Source organism: Aeromonas sp. s10, assembly GCF_040907975.1.
Classification (GTDB): domain Bacteria; phylum Pseudomonadota; class Gammaproteobacteria; order Enterobacterales; family Aeromonadaceae; genus Aeromonas; species Aeromonas caviae.
The window spans coordinates 1-16,223 of record NZ_JBFOCV010000052.1 but is presented as its reverse complement, the minus strand read 5'-3'; the positions used below and the strand labels follow the sequence as shown (position 1 = coordinate 16,223).

General features: G+C 59.8%; 14 protein-coding genes and 1 riboswitch. Of the genes, 6 read left to right on the top strand and 8 right to left on the bottom strand.

Annotated elements, in window-relative coordinates; translation table 11 throughout:
• Positions 1-42 precede the first annotated feature (42 nt).
• A riboswitch (FMN riboswitch) is annotated at positions 43-200 on the bottom strand.
• Positions 201-409: 209 nt separating this feature from the next.
• Positions 410-1,246: a formyltetrahydrofolate deformylase gene (gene purU / locus AB5Y59_RS18315; protein WP_029313992.1), complete on the top strand. Its 837-nt coding sequence runs from the start codon at positions 410-412 to the stop codon at positions 1,244-1,246.
• 58 nt (positions 1,247-1,304) lie between these two features.
• On the opposite strand, the gene AB5Y59_RS18310 is transcribed toward purU, so the two are convergent.
• Together AB5Y59_RS18310 and cls are read right to left on the bottom strand one after the other, a co-directional pair.
• Positions 1,305-2,573 carry a DUF945 family protein gene (locus AB5Y59_RS18310; protein ID WP_368212487.1) on the bottom strand — a complete coding sequence of 423 codons (1,269 nt, stop codon included), beginning with the start codon at positions 2,571-2,573 and terminating at the stop codon, positions 1,305-1,307.
• Positions 2,574-2,682: 109 nt separating this feature from the next.
• On the bottom strand, positions 2,683-4,164 hold the full coding sequence (gene cls, locus AB5Y59_RS18305) for a cardiolipin synthase (protein ID WP_010673520.1): 1,482 nt from the start codon (positions 4,162-4,164) through the stop codon (positions 2,683-2,685).
• A gap of 96 nt (positions 4,165-4,260) precedes the next feature.
• Here cls and AB5Y59_RS18300 point away from each other — a divergent pair, with 96 nt between their 5' ends.
• Entirely contained in the window at positions 4,261-4,803 is a 543-nt protein-coding gene (locus tag AB5Y59_RS18300; protein WP_029313991.1) for a DUF1439 domain-containing protein, read from the top strand.
• A 4-nt stretch (positions 4,804-4,807) separates the two neighbouring features.
• On the opposite strand, the gene AB5Y59_RS18295 is transcribed toward AB5Y59_RS18300, so the two are convergent.
• Positions 4,808-5,266: a GNAT family N-acetyltransferase gene (locus AB5Y59_RS18295; protein ID WP_029313989.1), complete on the bottom strand. Its 459-nt coding sequence runs from the start codon at positions 5,264-5,266 to the stop codon at positions 4,808-4,810.
• A gap of 324 nt (positions 5,267-5,590) precedes the next feature.
• Between AB5Y59_RS18295 and AB5Y59_RS18290 the strand changes: the two genes are divergently transcribed.
• A complete protein-coding gene (locus tag AB5Y59_RS18290) occupies positions 5,591-6,331 on the top strand; it encodes a lytic transglycosylase domain-containing protein (RefSeq protein ID WP_323910307.1) in 741 nt (246 codons plus the stop codon).
• A gap of 105 nt (positions 6,332-6,436) precedes the next feature.
• Here the strand turns inward: AB5Y59_RS18290 and aqpZ are convergent, their stop codons facing one another.
• The 4 genes from aqpZ to AB5Y59_RS18270 form a co-directional block, all read right to left on the bottom strand.
• The gene (gene aqpZ / locus AB5Y59_RS18285) at positions 6,437-7,123 is read right to left on the bottom strand and encodes an aquaporin Z (protein ID WP_010673516.1); all 687 of its coding nucleotides are present in this window, start codon (positions 7,121-7,123) and stop codon (positions 6,437-6,439) included.
• A 296-nt stretch (positions 7,124-7,419) separates the two neighbouring features.
• Entirely contained in the window at positions 7,420-7,941 is a 522-nt protein-coding gene (gene ruvC, locus AB5Y59_RS18280; protein WP_010673515.1) for a crossover junction endodeoxyribonuclease RuvC, read from the bottom strand.
• Positions 7,942-8,174: 233 nt separating this feature from the next.
• Positions 8,175-9,083: a Gfo/Idh/MocA family protein gene (locus tag AB5Y59_RS18275; RefSeq protein WP_368212486.1), complete on the bottom strand. Its 909-nt coding sequence runs from the start codon at positions 9,081-9,083 to the stop codon at positions 8,175-8,177.
• A gap of 283 nt (positions 9,084-9,366) precedes the next feature.
• Positions 9,367-9,594, bottom strand: coding sequence for a hypothetical protein (locus AB5Y59_RS18270; RefSeq protein ID WP_041214736.1), 228 nt, complete (start codon positions 9,592-9,594; stop codon positions 9,367-9,369).
• A gap of 634 nt (positions 9,595-10,228) precedes the next feature.
• Here AB5Y59_RS18270 and AB5Y59_RS18265 point away from each other — a divergent pair.
• The 3 genes from AB5Y59_RS18265 to AB5Y59_RS18255 are packed head-to-tail and all read left to right on the top strand — an operon-like array spanning position 10,229 to position 14,213.
• The gene (locus AB5Y59_RS18265) at positions 10,229-11,764 is read left to right on the top strand and encodes an OmpA family protein (RefSeq protein ID WP_042017299.1); all 1,536 of its coding nucleotides are present in this window, start codon (positions 10,229-10,231) and stop codon (positions 11,762-11,764) included.
• Between the two features lie 17 nt (positions 11,765-11,781).
• Positions 11,782-13,377, top strand: a complete 1,596-nt coding sequence (locus AB5Y59_RS18260) for a hypothetical protein (protein WP_161469719.1) — start codon at positions 11,782-11,784, stop codon at positions 13,375-13,377.
• A gap of 2 nt (positions 13,378-13,379) precedes the next feature.
• On the top strand, positions 13,380-14,213 hold the full coding sequence (locus tag AB5Y59_RS18255) for a hypothetical protein (protein WP_368212485.1): 834 nt from the start codon (positions 13,380-13,382) through the stop codon (positions 14,211-14,213).
• A gap of 779 nt (positions 14,214-14,992) precedes the next feature.
• Here AB5Y59_RS18255 and AB5Y59_RS18250 read toward each other — a convergent pair.
• A protein-coding gene (locus AB5Y59_RS18250) for an IS3 family transposase (RefSeq protein ID WP_103243192.1) occupies positions 14,993-16,155 on the bottom strand; the annotation gives its coding sequence in 2 pieces (ribosomal slippage) (positions 14,993-15,900 and positions 15,900-16,155; 1,164 coding nt in all).
• Positions 16,156-16,223 lie beyond the last annotated feature (68 nt).

Here is a 16,223-nt window from a genome sequence, read left to right as displayed (position 1 = left end):
CATGCGGCGGCCAACCCGTCAGGGTCTGGCCAGCAATATCTGTCTTATCCTCTTTCATCCGGACTATGACCGTCGGCTCCGGCATCTCACCGGATCTGCTGACCCCGTCCCGGATGAATGCCGGGTCGGGCGCTCGCGGGCTCCCCGAGTCACATCGGGATACCGCCGGTGGGGAATTTCGCCCCGCCCTGAGAATAAGCGCAGACAGCCTAAAGAAAAAAGACGCAGGATGCCAGCCAAAAACCCATCAAAGACAAACCGGGAGCTGGCTGCACTGCAATTTTCGCGCGAGCACCACCCGATACACGGCGCGCTGTCCTTTCTGATTTCGTTTGTGGCATAGTGCCAGCAAAAACGCGCGCGCCCGCGCAGACCGGGTGCCAACATCACAAACGGAATCATGACAGAGATGGAAAAGAAAATACTGCTGACCGATTGCCCCGACGCCAAGGGTCTCATCGCCAAGATCACCAACATCTGCTACAAGCACCAGCTCAACATCAACAAGAACGACGAGTTCGTGGATCACGAAAACGGCCGCTTCTTCATGCGCACCGAGCTGGAAGGGCGCTTCAACGACGAGACCCTGCTGGCCGACCTCGATGATGCCCTGCCTGCCGGCGCCCAGCGTCGTCTCGTCAAGGCGGGCAAGAAGCGCATCGTCATCCTGGTGACCAAGGAGACTCACTGCCTCGGCGACATCCTGATGAAGAACTATGCCGGCGCCCTGGACATGGACATCGTCGCGGTCATCGGCAACTACGACACCCTCGCCGAGCTGACCGGCAAGTTCGACATCCCCTTCCACTGCGTGAGCCACGAGGATCTCAGCCGCACCGAGCATGAGGAGCAAGTGCGCACGCTCATCGATGGCTACCAGCCGGATTACGTCATCCTGGCCAAATACATGCGTGTGCTGACCCCAAGCTTCGTGGAAGCCTATCCGCGCAAGATCATCAATATCCACCACTCCTTCCTGCCTGCCTTCATCGGCGCCCGCCCCTATCGTCAGGCCTTCGACCGCGGGGTCAAGCTGATTGGTGCCACCGCCCACTTCGTCACCGACGATCTGGATGAAGGCCCCATCGTCGAGCAGGACGTGATCCACGTCGATCACACCTTCAGTGCCGATGACATGGCCAAGGCCGGACGCGACGTGGAGAAATCCGTGCTGAGCCGGGCGCTGGAACTGGTGCTGAACGAGCGGGTCTTCGTCTACGGCAACAAGACAGTCGTGTTCAAATAAGCGGCTGCGCGCCCCCAGAAAAAAGGCTCCCGAAGGAGCCTTTTTCATTGCGCGGCACTCACGGGTGCAGCGGCAGACCATTGACGGTCACGGCCCCTTTGTCGAGCTTGAGCTCGGCCTGAAGCTGTGACTCCTGCGCCTTCAGATATCCCATGGCAGTGAATTGCTCCAGCATGGGGGCCAACTGGGGTACGGCCTGGCCCAGCTTCTCCCCAAGGTGGGCATGCAGCAGACCGGAGAGTGCCTGCATCCCCTCCTCGCTGCCCATCAACTGTGCCAGGGTGGTGGGCGCCAGCTTGGCCTCCCCTTGCAGGCTGACAGGCTCACCGTTCAATCGCGCACTCAGATCCGCCAGTTCCAGCGTGGCCCCTCTCTGGAGCATCTTGTCCAGCGCTTCCTGGATGGCCGCTTCGTCCACCCGTTTGCTGCTGGCCTCCTGCAGCGTCTGATACCCCTCGAGATCCAGCCCCTTGAGGGAGAGATCCAGATTTCCCTGGGTCAGCGCGAGCCGGTCTTCCTCGCTCTCCATGTTGAGGGTCGCCACCTTCATCTGATAGCGAGTGGAGAGCGTCTGAAGATCGTCCCCTGCCAGCTCGGTGGCCGTGGTCAGCCCCTCCAGCGTGATCTTGACGTTCCCCGGCTGGGTCAGGGAGAAGGCCGTGAGGGTCGCATCGCTGCGGGGAGAGAGCCAGAGCCCGCTGATCTCGGCCATGTCGGCACTGCCCTTGAGATCCGCCAAGGCCAGATCTGTCTTGCTCTGGGCATCGTGGACCGTCATCCCCAACCAGTGGGCGGTGAGATGGCCATTGCCGTCGAGATCCCCGCGATAGTCGCCGTTCAAGGGCAGGAAGGTGAACTCGTTGAGCCCCTCCTTGACCTTGAAGTCGCTCACCCAGAAGCGGGAGCTGTTGCTCATAGTCCAGAGGCTGCTCGCCGATTCGGCCCCCAGTTGCCACTGCTGCATCCCCAGGGTGGTCAGGATGGGCGCCAGCGTGCCCTGTTCGGTATCAAGCTGGAGGTGGCTCTTGATATAGAGCGGCAACAGGCGGCTGTTGAACGCGAACTGCATCTCTATGGGCTCGCTTCCCGCCAGCTGGGGATCAAAACTCGCCAGCGTCTGGGGCGGCACTACCACCTTGAGCACGCCGTCGCGGGTAAACAGATTCTCCGTCTCTGGGCTCCAGGTGACTTCGATCCCGCTCTCCTGCTGCGCCCTGGCGATCTGCTCGGCCAGGATCCGGTCGAACGTATTGCCCGTGTACCAGCAGGCGCCAAGCCCTCCCACCACCAACACGGCTCCGACGGCCAAGGCCACTTTTTTCTTCATCAGTTCTGTTTCTCCACAATGGTTCAATGGCGGGTGCATGGGCGCACTCTACGGGGAGGATGGGCATCAACACAAGCCAGACAACGGCTTGGGGCCCACGCTCTGGCTGTCACAGCAGGGGGCTGAACAGGTAGAAGATGTTCTCAAGCAATTTTTTGTACCAGGGGCGGGCACGCCACCTGGTCAGTGACATGGGGGTCGCCTCCAGCATGTAGCCCTGCACCAGCTGGTTCATCTCGGCGACAAACACCGGGTTGTCGATGAGCAGGGTGATCTCGAAATTGAGCCAGAGACTGCGCCGGTCGAGGTTGACCGTGCCCACCAGGGCGAAATCATCGTCCACCAGCACGCTCTTGGTGTGCAGCAGTCCGGCATCATAGCGGTATATCTCCACTCCTGCCGCCAGCAGATCCTCCATGAAGGAGTTGCTGGCGTGGTTGGCCATCAGGGAGTCGTTGCGCGCAGGCAGAACTAACTGCACCAGCACGCCGCGGGCCGCCGCCGAAGAGAGGGCCGCAGCCAGCGGATCGTCCGGCACGAAATAGGGGGTGGTCAGCACCAGATGGTGACGAGCCTGGTAGATGGCGAGCAGCAGGCTCTGCTGGATACAGTCACCACCGACGAAGGGGCCGGAGGGAATGAGCTGGGCCCGATAGTTGGTCTGTGGCCAGGCTTCCGGCTCATGTTGCAGACTGTCGAGCAGCCGTTCGCCGGTCTCCATCTCCCAGTCCCAGACGAAGGTGGACCACATCAACGGCACCACGGGGCCCTGCACCCGGATCATGATGTCGACCCACTGGCCGACCCCGGCATCCTGCTTGAAGAAACGGGGATCCACCATGTTCATGGAGCCGGTATAACCAACCTTGTCATCGATCACCACCAGCTTGCGGTGCATGCGCAAGTCCTGGCGCTGGAAGGGGATTCGCCAGGCGCCGACCGGCAACACTTCCACGACTTTGACGCCGGCGGCGCGCAAGGTTTTGGGCCAGGAGGAGCGGAAGAAGGTCTTGCTGCCGATGGAGTCGAGCAAAACACGACAATCCACGCCGCGTGCCGCCACCTCCATCAACGCCTCGCACACCTCGTCCACATCCCCGCCGGGGTGCCAGATGTAGAACTCCAGATAACAGGATTGGGAGGAGCCCCGGATGTCGCGCACTATCTCCTCTACGATGCTCTTCGGCTTGTGCAGCAGAGTCATCCGGTTGCCCGAGAGCATGGGCATGGCCAAGCGCCCCTGGATCAGATCGTGGAGCGGGCGTGCCTTGCTGCCCACCTCGCAGCAGTGCTGGGGGAAGAGGCGCGCGAGCTGGCGGATCCAGATGGCGTAAGGACGGTACATGGCCTGGGCCCGCTCCGCCCGCTTGCGACCGAGGCGAATCTCGCCAAACAGCACGTAGAAACCGACCCCGGCGAAGGGGATGGCATAGATGAGGGCCAACCAGGCGAGGGATACCCCGATGGGACGTCGCTTCATCACCACCCGCAGGGAGATCCCAGCCACGATCACGGTGTGAAACAACAGCAACAACCAGCCGAGAAAGCGGGAAAACAGCAACTGAATGTCATATTCCAGACCGTCGAGCAAGGCGACTCCTTGGTGTATTGGACAGATGGCACGGGCAGACCCCACAGGGTCGGGATGGTATGCTATGGGGCACACCCATTCTATCAGGTCGTTAGCATGATCCTGCAATCTATGCTGCTGAGTCTGGCCATGCTAGGTCAAGGCTCATATGACATCAATGAGCAGCAGATAAATCAGTACCTGCAGTCCCAGGTGCAAGTGGACAAACAGCTGGAATTGCCCGGCATCATCAAGGCCCATGTGCAACTCGAGCAGAGCGATGTGCAGATTGGTCGCCAGAGCCCGGATACCGCCAGGGTGTTTGGCAAAGGCAAGTTGAAAATCGCGCTCCCGGATCAGACCGAGTACGACGCGCGCCTCAACATGACCTATGAGGCGAGGCCCCGCTACGACAAGGCCAGGAGTGCGCTCTTCCTCGACAACATGAAGCTCATCGATTACAAGCTGGAGCCTGCAGCGGCGGAACAGAAGTTTGGTTTCATGCTGAGGATGCTGCTGCAGAGCATGGAGAAACGGCTGGAGACCCAGCCTGTCTACAAGCTGGATGACAAGGATCCCAATCAGGCCTGGCTCAAGGAAAATCTGCTGGGGCTGGAGCTGTCACCAGGCAAGATCCACCTGCTGACCAAACCCCAATAAGACGTCAGTTGAAAACAGGCGCCTTCGCCTGACGCACCAGCAGCTCGATCTGGTAACCCTGTTCGTGCTGCTGGTGATAGAGAGAGTGGAGGGGCCCGTCGAGTTCATGCAGGGGAAGGTGGTCAAATCCCGCCTTGAGGTAGAAGGGTTTCTCGAACGGCAGGGCGTGACAGATCACGGGCTTGTCGGAAAGATCGCGGCAGGCATGCTGCAACAAGCGGGACCCCAGCCCCAGGGACTGGTAGTGAGGGAGCAGACGAAAGCCGCACAAGTGGTAATAATCCTGTTCATCGCGCAGGCGCACCGCCCCCACCAGCCAGTGCGCGTCACGGACCACAAAAATCCGTTCTGCCAAATCCGGCACATAGTGGGAAAACGTCGTCTCGTAATAGTCTCTGATGAGGGAAAGATCCGCATCACAGTACTCTTCGAATCTGAGCTCCATCGCTCGCCTGCTTGTCATGCCCATTTCGCTCTGGCCATACCGGCCCTCTCCTGCTCGCTCGCTGGCTCCACGAAGAGATCAGACCAGAGTGGAGCAACAGCAAGATAACACGCCTTTAACTTACAAAAAAGCCAATAACTCGATGGAAAAGACGAGGTTGCGATCATCCGCCCCTTGACGCCATGAGCCGCGCCCCTTGTCCTGAGTGAGCACTCAGGTGGGACGTCCCTCTGCCATCACATTTCCAGCCTCCCCTGTTCACGGGCACTTGTTCTGCGCCATCCCGAATGCTTTACTCAACGTGGCTAACGAGGCTTAAGGAGCAAGCCGTTGAAAGCATGGATGTTGCTGGGCATGATGCCGCTGTTTTCCCACGCAGCCCCGGCTCAGATACCGCCACCGGCAGAAGTGGTGATCCTGACCCCGGAGACGGCTGTCTCCTCCCCGGTTCCCACGCCGCGTACCGTGGCGCTCACCCCGGCGCCGCTCCCCTCCCCTGAACCCGCAAAGCCTGCAAGCCGTCAGGTCCAGGTCTACAAGTCGGTACAAAAGAACGGGGTCATACGCTATTCCGACATGATGCCGGAGCAGGGTCACTACGAACTGCTGCTGTTCAACGACTGCTATGCCTGCGATCCGGCGTCCAAGGTCAACTGGCGCACGACAGGCCTCTTCCTTTATGACTACGCCAGCACCATACAGGCCGCAGCCAAGGCTTATCAGGTCGAGCCTGCCCTCATCCGGGCACTGATCCATGCAGAGTCCGCTTTCAATCCTCTGGCCGTCTCCCGCAAGGGCGCCATGGGACTGACCCAGCTGATGCCCGCCACGGCGCGCGAGCTCGGGGTCGGCAACGCCCTGCTGGCGGAGCAGAACATCTTTGGCGGGGTGAAATACCTGGCGGGTCTGCTCAAGCAGTATGACGGCAACGTGGCCCTGGCCACCGCCGCCTACAATGCAGGCGCCGGTGCGGTGCAAAAACACGGCGGCATACCGCCCTATGCCGAAACCCGGGCCTATGTGGAACGGGTCAAGCTGCTGCATCAGCGCTACAAAGAGATGCTGAGCGCCAAGGGACTGTGATCATGCCGTACCCTATCGTCAGCATGGCGCCCTGCCCGGTATTCCTTCAGGCATAAAAAAACACGCCCGGGGGCGTGTCGATACCACACGTTAACTAGCAACACATCACTCTTTCGTGGCGATCACACGATAGGCCAATGCACCCAGAATGGCACCGACAATGGGGGCAACCCAGAACAGCCAGAGCTGGCCCACGGCCCAGTCACCGACAAAAAGCGCCACGCCAGTGCTGCGCGCCGGGTTGACCGAAGTGTTGGTCACCGGGATGCTGATGAGGTGGATGAGGGTCAGGCACAGACCGATGGCGATGGGAGCAAACCCGGCCGGTGCACGGCTGTCGGTGGCGCCCATGATGACGAACAGGAAGAAACCGGTCATCACCACTTCACACACCAGTGCGGCCAGCAGGCTGTAACCGCCGGGGGAATGCTCGCCATAGCCGTTGGAAGCAAAGCCGGCGCTCACATCAAAACCAGCCTGTCCGCTGGCAATGACATAGAGCACGCCACCTGCCACGATCCCGCCAAGCACCTGGGCCACGATGTAGGGCAACACGTTGGAGGCCGGGAAGCGACCACCAGCCCAGAGTCCGACGGTCACGGCCGGGTTCAGGTGGCAACCCGAGATATGACCGATGGCATAGGCCATGGTCAGCACAGTCAGGCCGAACGCCAGGGCGACGCCCAGCAGGCCGATCCCCACATTGGGGAAGGCGGCAGCCAGCACGGCGCTCCCGCAGCCCCCCAGCACCAGCCAGAAGGTTCCCATAAATTCAGCAGCAAAAGGTTTCACTCTTGTCTCTCCCATGATGACTAACACGCGAACCTGAAAGGCTCATACGGACACTGTTATTGAACAGGCGCCATATTATGGGAGTGTGGCGGAGCAAGACGAAACCGACCCGATTCATCGCGGATATGTGATGAATGTCACAAGTTATTGATAAAGTAGAAAGATATTCACCCGCTCGGTGCGCTTCTCCATGGGAGTCCCATCGAGGGACGCGACAGATTGTGACCCGACCAGCGATTTTGCCAGCAGCTCCCCGCGCTCCCCTGCCAACACCAGAAGCCCTCCTCCCCCGGGGATCAGCGATAACGGCCGCGCACCGATCCGCTGGCCCGCCCGGCCATGCGAATGAGGCTCTGACGGGTGTGGAAGTGGCAGAGCGCCACCCCGAGAGCATCCGCCGCATCCGCCTGGGGGGTGGCAGAGAGCTTGAGCAGGTGAGTCACCATGTGCTGCACCTGCTCCTTGGCGGCGCCACCAGTGCCCACCACCGCCTGCTTGATCTGGGTGGCCGAATACTCGCTCACCGGCAGCAGGGCATTGACCGCCGCGACGATGGCACTTCCCCTGGCCTGGCCGAGCTTCAGGGCCGAGTCCGCGTTGCGCGCCATGAAGACCCGCTCGATGGCGAACTCGTCCGGCTTGAACTGGGTGATGATCTCGCTCACCCCGTCATAGACCTGCTTCAGGCGAGACGGCAGCTCCCCCAGATCGGTGCGGATGCAGCCCGATCCCAGATATTCCGCCTTGCCCGCAACGATGCGAATGACCCCGTAACCGGTGATGCGCGAACCAGGATCGATCCCCAGAATGATGCTCATGAACGGAATACCCCGCCCACTGCGGTCAGCCATCTCATCTTCGACACCTTCTTCATTGCGATCTCTTGCCCTGCAGCTCTTGATGGCCGCCAAGATAACAAACCCGCCTTCGCTTGGCTCGCTCGCTGGCACCTTTCCCGGCTGACTGCGCAAGGAGCCACCATCTCATACAGTGCTCTGCCGCTTCTCTGGCCAGTGATGCCTGCCGGTGTCACCAGCCCCTTGCCTCCGGGTCATCCCTTTGCCAGGGCGACGAGGCGCTCCGCCAGTCGATGGCTTTTCAGGTAGCTCTCGACCAGCGCCCCGTCTGCCCGCCCGGCGTCAATCTGCCCATACCAGTGCTCGAGCATGGCGACAAAGCCTCGGCTCGCCAGCACGGGCTGCCAGTCGCCCGGAGCCAGAGTCTGCACTGTGTTGTCTCGCGCAAGCAGGCCACGGGTGCAATTCTCGATATGCAATGAGAGGTTGTCGCCATAGGCATCGATGCGCTCCTCGGTCATGCCGGCGCTGCGATTCATGCTGCCGCTCACCGCCATCTGCCCGCTCTGCCAGGCGACGCTCACCCCGGCCAGCAGCTCGGGCTGCTCACTGCTGCGTCGCAGCACCGCATGCAGCTCCTCGTCCGGCTCGCCGCCATAACAGCAGAGGCTGTCGAGCACATGGATACAGTCGTCGAACAAGAACTGGCGAGGCGCCCCCGGCAGGGCGTGCCTGTGCTTTTGCCAATGGAGCTCGGTCAGCGGCTGGCCGCGTGCGGCGGCCATGGCGGGCAGATAGCGACGGTTGAAGCCCACAAACAGCGGGCAGTCTCTGGCGATGGCGAGATTGGCGAGCGTCTCCACCTCTCCTGCGTTGTCACACAGCGGCTTGTCCACAAAGGTGGGAATGCCGGCACGCAGGCACAGCTCCGCCAGTTTGCCGTGCACGGCGGTGGCAGCGTGGATCATCACCGCATCAGGTCGGCTCGCCAGCAGCGCATCGACCTCGGTAAAACACTCGCCAATCCGGTACTGGCGCGCCAGTTCGCCGAGCACCGAGGGACTCCGGGTACAGAGCAGCGGGGTGACTCGCTCGTCGTTTGCAAGCAGCGGCAGATAGGCCTTCCGGGCGATATCGCCAAGGCCAATCAGGGCAATGCGCATGGGCACTCCTCTCAAGGGGATAACCAGATAACTGCCTGCACGATCTCAGGATTTCCCTCGCAGATCCAGCCTTGGCGCCATCTCGCTCCCGGCGCCTTCTGGTGCAATGCGGCATCGCCCCGCGACACCCTGGCCACCTTCCTCCATCGAAGCGCCCCCCGGCGGCGCGGCGCTTGAGCGGCAAACCGCGATAGCAAAACAGGCAGGGCGACAACTGTCGCCCTGCCTGCTACACCCGCACACACCGCCGCACTCGGGCGATTGGCGCTCTTCTCACGTCGAGTTACTCTGCCGATCCGGCCTGCTCTTTGGCATCCCGCCACTTGCCAATCCTGGCTCCCAGTTCGGCGCAAAGCATGGCGCTGACCATGGCACCTATCATCCTGGTCATATCCGACATCTCTGTTGCAACCGGAAGCAGAGGCACGATCAGGTTAAAGGCGATGAGCCCCATCACCAGCCCGAGCCCGCTGCCAATCTTTTCTCTTCGGGATCGCGTTGTTATCGCCATCTGATTGCTCCTGACCAAACCCTTTCGACAATATTATCAAGCAATGCGTTCAACAGAGGTCTTGCAATGCTTCGCACTGCCTGTGCCCCACTCTATAAACTGTTGTCAGACATATTTATCGACAATTAATCCATTATATAAACGGGATGCCAGACGTTATTCTGCCCATGAACATTATTTCACCAACACTGTCAGTGGGGGCAACCACATACTTCCCCCAACAGCCCTCATCCTCAATAGCGATAATCGGCCTGCGCCTTTCACAAACCATAAGAGCGTCGCCATATCGCTCTTTGTGTTCAGCGTCGGTGAGATGGGCAAAGATATTGGAAAGTTGATGTTTTTCCTATGGTTGCATCACTTTTCCACTCGCATGATCAGGCTCGTTTGGCTTATCATAGCCACTCGATACCTATTGAACCGCATAGATAATTGCCTCTTCTGACACTCAGGACATATCAGACACAGCCGCTTGCGAGAATGATCACGCCTGGCTCCGATATTAAACATCAGCCCGCGTTAATATCTTTAATGTCAGCAAGTGTCGATATTTCACTCCACCCGAAGACGCTTTTCTCTGGCCTCACTGGCATGTCTGAATCTCGCTATTAAATATAAATGGCAAGGAATCGCTATGGATAAATCGTTTCGTCTTGCACCTCTCAGCTGTGTATTGATTGCCGCCGTGGGTTGCAGCTCTCAGCAGATGCAGAATTTCAAATCCACGGTCAATGATATCGGCAAGGATTACGGCATGCCGGTGCTTTGTGGGGCTGGCATGATTGCAGGAGGGGCTGCGGGCTACGCCATCAACGGGAAAAAAGGGGCTGTCGCGGGGGTTGCCCTCGGTGGGGCGCTGGGCTGCGCGGCAGGCTATATGTGGCAGTCCAGGCTACAAGAGCTTGACCGGATAGCAAAGGAAGAGAATCTCAACATCGCGACCGAGAAACTGACCGTTGCCGAGCCAGCCGCAGTGACCGGTGTCCCTCAGGACGCCGGCCTTGTGGCCCAGATCCCCGATTCCGGCATGTTCTCGAGTGGTTCTGCCCAGCTCACAGAAAGCGGCCTGCGCGTGGTCACGAAACTGGCCCAGCTCTATGCCAAACCCGCAGCCGCAGACGCCTCGGATCAGCGCCGTATCCTCCTCGTCGGCCACAGTGACGCCACCGGCCCAGCAGAACTCAACCTGCGACTCTCCGAGCAACGTGCGCGAGCCGTCGGCAAGGTCCTGGTCGCATCGGGGATCCCGGCCTCTTCCATTTACTATCAAGGCGCAGGTTCGTCGCGTCCCATCGCAGACAACAGCGACCCCTTGCTTCGCGGTCAGAATCGCCGGGTCGAAATTGTGGAACTGGCGAACGAGCAGGCTCTGGTCATGCGGGCCCAATCCGAAGAGAACAACACCCGCTATTTGCGTTACGGGGCTTCCGATACCGCCAAACCGCGTGTGGCTGCCACCAAACCGGCGGCTCAGTCCACAAGCGGTTCAAGCAAGGTGGCGGCCACGTCGCAAACCGCCCCTCGCCAACCCGCCGCCAAGCAGAGCGCTGACACCAGCACGGCCAAGGCCCTGTCCAATGCCAAGGCCGCAGTGGACTTCGGCGGCAAGCCTGCCGGCACCTATCAATGGAACATGGCTCAGAACATCAAACCCAAGGCGAGTGGTTTTGCACTGATCAGCAGCGCATACGCAAGCGATATGCCGATGTCGAGCTGTGAGGCAGATAAGCCACGCAGTGCGGGCCAGGTACTGAGCATGGCAGACGACAAGCCTCTCCCGCGCCATGCCACCAAGGAGTACATGCCCGGCTATAACAATCGCGTCTGGGCCAATACCGTCAACGGCCACCTGGTGACTGTCTCTCCGGTTTCCATCTTGCGTGACAACGCCCAGGTCGATCGTCAACCGATCCTGCAAGTCGTTCAGGGTTACAAATCCTCGAATCAGAAGAAGCCCCAGACCCTCAAGGCGGTGGCCAACACCTATGAGGGCGAGAGTGAGGTGCTATACCGCGTCTTCACCAGCGATCCCAAGGCGTCGGTGTCCTGCATGGACCTCGTGTTCAGCAAAGGCAACGCCAAGGTCAGCCAGGGAGCCCTGTTCTATCCGGCAGGTTCCGAGGCTTATGTGGCTTCGTACCTGCCCATTCCCGCCACCCATTCCAAATAAGAAAACGGAGAAACTTAGTGGAAGACTTTTCTTTGGCAGCGCTCAAGACGCTGATCCTCGCCAACCAGATGCTGACCGTTGGCATTGTTTCATTCCTCGTCAGCGCCGTGGTGGTGTGGCGGCATTGGGAGCATGTCTCCTACTTCCTGATCCGGGTATGGCACAGCCTGCCGCTGATCGGCACAGTGGCCCGTCTCGCCCGCAAGCCGGCCTCGGTCGATGGCGATGGCTGGATCAACCATGAAGTGACCCTGTCAAATGTGTACTACCGCGAATACAAGAAGCATTTAAAGGGAACAGATGCCTACAACGCCTCCCTCGACTACCTTGCCAAGGCAGGAGAGGCCGGCCGCTCCCCGCGCCCGGCGTGGGTGCTTGCTCTGGTGCTGGTGCTGGTGCTGGTCGAGGCAATGGGCTTTGCCTATGTGCTGGCAGGCTGGATGAACATGGATGCCTCCACCAATGACCGTCATCTGCTGGCAGCCGCGACGGCTCTGCTGCTCGCCGTTGCATCCGCATTCCTGGCTGAAGTGGCCGGACACTCCCTGCATCACAACAGCCTGATCGCCCGGGCGCGCCACTGGTGGCAAGGGGAAGAGCCTTCAAAACGCTCCCGTACCCTCAAGGCAAACAAGGCCATCAATCTGGAAGACTCCTTCTCGGACTCTGACAAACCTGACTACGAGCAGCTGCTGGCCCGCCTGAAAGACGTGAATTCAGGTGTCAGCCGCAAGTTTGTCTGGCTGATTGTCTGTGCTTCGTTTGTTGCCTGCATGGCCGTGGGCGCCTTCGTGGTGCGTTCAGCCACCCTCGACAGCATCGAAACCGAGATGGTCAACAACATGCGCGCCGAAACAACGGCACAGAGTGACAGCAGCATGGGGTCGCCGTTTGATCTGCCGGAAGAGTCTCAAGCCATCAACAACGAGGCGGAAGAGGCCACCATCGAAGACAAGATGCAGGCCATCCGTGAGGCCAGCCTGACTACCTACGTCATGCTGTCGCTTATCTACATCGCCATCCAGGGGATCAGCATCTGGCTTGCCAGCAAATACCACTTTGCGGGCACCCATTCCAAAACAGCCTGGCGTCTGACACACGAATACGCGACCGCCGAAGAGATGCTGGACGCGATGGACCAGCAACGCACCGCCATTGCCAGCCATGCCGATGACAAGCTCCGCCGCTTGCAGACCCTGTTGTCGAGCCGTGACCATACCAACTCGGGTGTGCTGGGGGCGCTGGAAGGGGAGAAATCCGCCCATCGCAATTTCCTGGCCTTTATCGAGTACAAGGCAGGCACCGTGCCGCCCAAGCCGGCCCCTCAGGCGGCCCCCCAGGTCGCACCGGCAGCGCAAGCCGAGCCGGCACCCGCCGTACAACCGGCTGTTGCGCAGGCAGAGGCGGCTCTCCCGCCCACCACTGACGCCCCCGGCCAGACCGGCGCTGCCGTCAAGGCCGCCGATTTCCATGATGTCACTGGCCTGCCCGAAGAGAGTCTGGCAGCAGCCAGCCGCGCACTGGGGGTGGACGAAGCGCAGTTGCGTGATATCCGTGAACAGCAGATGGCCCTCAAGACCCTGGGCCTCTTTCCCACCAAGCAGAGTGCCTAATCGTGAAGATCACCCAGGTATTGCTACTGTCGTTGACGCTGCCTTGTGCAGCGTTGGCGGCCGAGCGTAACGACATACAGAGCTGCTATGAGCGCAATGGCCTGACCGACATCAAGCCTGCGGGCACCGGTCGCGAACTGGTGGTCATCATCGACCAGACCATTCCGATGCCTGACGATCTGCAACGCAGCAGTTGGGGGCAGATCGAGCGCTTCGTGCAGGCTGGCGATCGCGTCAAGCTCTATACCTTCTCCGCCTTCTTGCCTGGCGAATACCTTCGCCTCGCCTACGCGGGGCAACTGGATATGCCGCTGGAAGGGGAGGTCCGGGACGATGTCAGCATGCGCAAATTGCGCGGCCTGGATACCTGCCTGACGACGCAGACCAAGGTCTTTCGTAACGGCTTTGGCAAACAGTTCGTGAAAGCACTGCGTGATGCCCGCCAGGACATCCCCAAGAGCGAGATCATGAACTCGCTGCGCAAGGTGGGTGAAGATATGAAGGCCGAGCAAGGCGTCAATGACCGCGTCGTGTTCCTCATTTCGGACATGCTGGAGCACTCCGATTACACCAGCTTCTATGCCACCAACAAGATCAAGCAGCTCAATGTCGGTGACGAGCTCAAGCAAGCCAAGAGCAAGGGGCTGTTTGCCGATCTGCAAGGCGCTCGCGTCTACGTCACGGGCGCCGGGCTGGTGACCGACGCGGTGAAACACGCCTATCGTTCCGGCAAGACCATGGATGCACTCGGTGACTTCTGGTCACAGTACTTCGAGCACTCCCATGCCACCCTGGTGAACTTCGGTGCTCCTAGCCTGAGCACGGATTTGCAATAACCGTCACCTTCACAGGCAGAGCACGCGCTTCTGCCCATCACACAAGGGCGACCAACTGGTCGCCCTTGTTATTTTGCCAACGCTGCCCCCCTTCGAGATATCGGCCAACCCGCCCCTTCGCATCAGGTTTGATCAGGCGAGCAAGAGGTGGGTCCCCATCTTTGCCGACTCTCGTAAAAGATCCCCAAGGGACGTCGTCATCTCCCCCCTTCTCCATGGACCGAGCAAGATAAGCTCCCTTTTTATTTGGGACAGCCATCTTTGTGTACGGATTGTTCCATTGGAGGAACCATACCACCCACTCTGTTTCACTGATGCAAAAATCACCTGCTCAAGCAACACCCACGGTGTCGCAGCGTTGTGAAAAAACGGCCTGATAACAAAGGGCCGATAGCCCCTTTTCCCCAACCCGCCTTATCAGGACAGCCACCTTTTGGAGAAAGCCTTCATCCAGCGCCCAGCACAACTCGTCATCCAGCATTTGCGATGGCATTTGTGAAACTCGGGGGATTAAAGAGAATGTCTTGGCATCGATGACGCCAATTCAGATGCGATCACACAGGCGGGGAGCTGGCGCGATACCGGACGTTGTTATGATGCGAGCATTCATCACTCAAAGGGATGGTTGATGACACCGTCGCTGGCCACAGTGCCAGGCAAACTGCTGACAATGCTCTTTGTCACCCACCACTCTGATGCCCTGGCGCCGAAACAGCGTCACTTGCTTGAGCCAGCGCACCTCGTCCACCCCCAGCCGCGTCAGGATGGGGGTGTAGTGGTCAACTAAATCCGGACACACAGTTAAGCCGATTTTCGGCCTCTGCTGGCGGTATCCCATCATTGTGTTGATGCGGGCGCCGCCAGTTGTAGTAATCCATCAGGTAGTAGCTGATATCCCGCTTGGCTTCCCGCAGGCTCATGTACCCCGTGGTCGGAAGCCATTCCGTCTTGAGGCTCCTGAACAGCCGCTCCATCGGCGCGTTATCCCAGCAGTTGCCACGCCGACTCATGCTCTGGGTCATGCGATAGCGCCACAGCCGTTGCCGAAATACCCGGCTGCCGTATTGGCTGCCCTGGTCGGAGTGAAACAGCACGCCAGACGGGCAGCCCCGTTGCTGATACGCCATGTCGAGCGCTTTCACGGCCAACTCAGCATCAGGCCTGCCGGACATCGCCCAGCCCACGACCCGTCGGGTGTGGAGGTCGAGCACCGCGGCCAGGTAATGCCAGCGGCCACCTGCCCATACGTAAGTGATGTCGCCGCACCACACCTGATTGGGTTGCTGGACATCAAATTCACGCGCCAGAAGATTGGGAATATCCGGTCGTTCAGACCGCGCGACCTGATAACGATGAGCTCCCGGTTGTTTGGAGACCAGCCCGGCCTCCTTCATCAGGCGACGCACCTTGAACCGACCAATCTGATGCCCCAGTGCCCGCATCATTGACATCAAGGCCCGGCTGCCAGCTGAGCCTCTACTCTCTTTGAACAAACACCGTAACTCACTTCTCTGCTGCACCCGTTCACGGTTAATTGTGCGCCTGCGAGCCAGATAGTCGTAAAAACAGGCGGTTGGTATACCGAAAGCGCAACAGACCAGGGTGGTGGGGGCTTGCTCCCTTAATCGGTCTATCAGCGCGTACGTTCGAGTTCGTCCGCCATCAAGAGAGCAGTAGCCTTTTTTAGAATGGCCTTTTCGCGTTCAAGCCGGTTGATGCGGGCTTCCAACTCCTGAATTTTTTGCTGCTCAGGGGTCAGCGCCCGGTTAGCAGGTGTAGCGCCACTTCGTTCTGATTGAAGTTGCTGAACCCATCGACGCAGCACGGTTTCGCCGACATCCAGTGAACGGCTGGCTTCGGGGACTGAATAGCCTTGGTCGAGCACCAGGGATGCGGCTTCCAGCTTGAACTCGGCAGTAAATGAGCGACGTAATCTTGTCATTGAACACCTCAAATAATGGTGGCGACTGTACCACCTAAAACGGTGTCCGGGATGATTAGACCACTACA

Excerpts from the sequence above, each read along its gene's own strand:
- AB5Y59_RS18295 (WP_029313989.1), bottom strand. The coding sequence starts at position 5,266 with ATGACAAGCAGGCGAGCGATGGAGCTCAGATTCGAAGAGTACTGTGAT.
- AB5Y59_RS18310 (WP_368212487.1), bottom strand. The coding sequence starts at position 2,573 with ATGAAGAAAAAAGTGGCCTTGGCCGTCGGAGCCGTGTTGGTGGTGGGA.
- purU (WP_029313992.1), top strand. The coding sequence starts at position 410 with ATGGAAAAGAAAATACTGCTGACCGATTGCCCCGACGCCAAGGGTCTC.
- ruvC (WP_010673515.1), bottom strand. The coding sequence starts at position 7,941 with ATGAGCATCATTCTGGGGATCGATCCTGGTTCGCGCATCACCGGTTAC.
- AB5Y59_RS18290 (WP_323910307.1), top strand. The coding sequence starts at position 5,591 with ATGTTGCTGGGCATGATGCCGCTGTTTTCCCACGCAGCCCCGGCTCAG.
- AB5Y59_RS18300 (WP_029313991.1), top strand. The coding sequence starts at position 4,261 with ATGATCCTGCAATCTATGCTGCTGAGTCTGGCCATGCTAGGTCAAGGC.
- AB5Y59_RS18275 (WP_368212486.1), bottom strand. The coding sequence starts at position 9,083 with ATGCGCATTGCCCTGATTGGCCTTGGCGATATCGCCCGGAAGGCCTAT.
- AB5Y59_RS18265 (WP_042017299.1), top strand. The coding sequence starts at position 10,229 with ATGGATAAATCGTTTCGTCTTGCACCTCTCAGCTGTGTATTGATTGCC.
- AB5Y59_RS18270 (WP_041214736.1), bottom strand. The coding sequence starts at position 9,594 with ATGGCGATAACAACGCGATCCCGAAGAGAAAAGATTGGCAGCGGGCTC.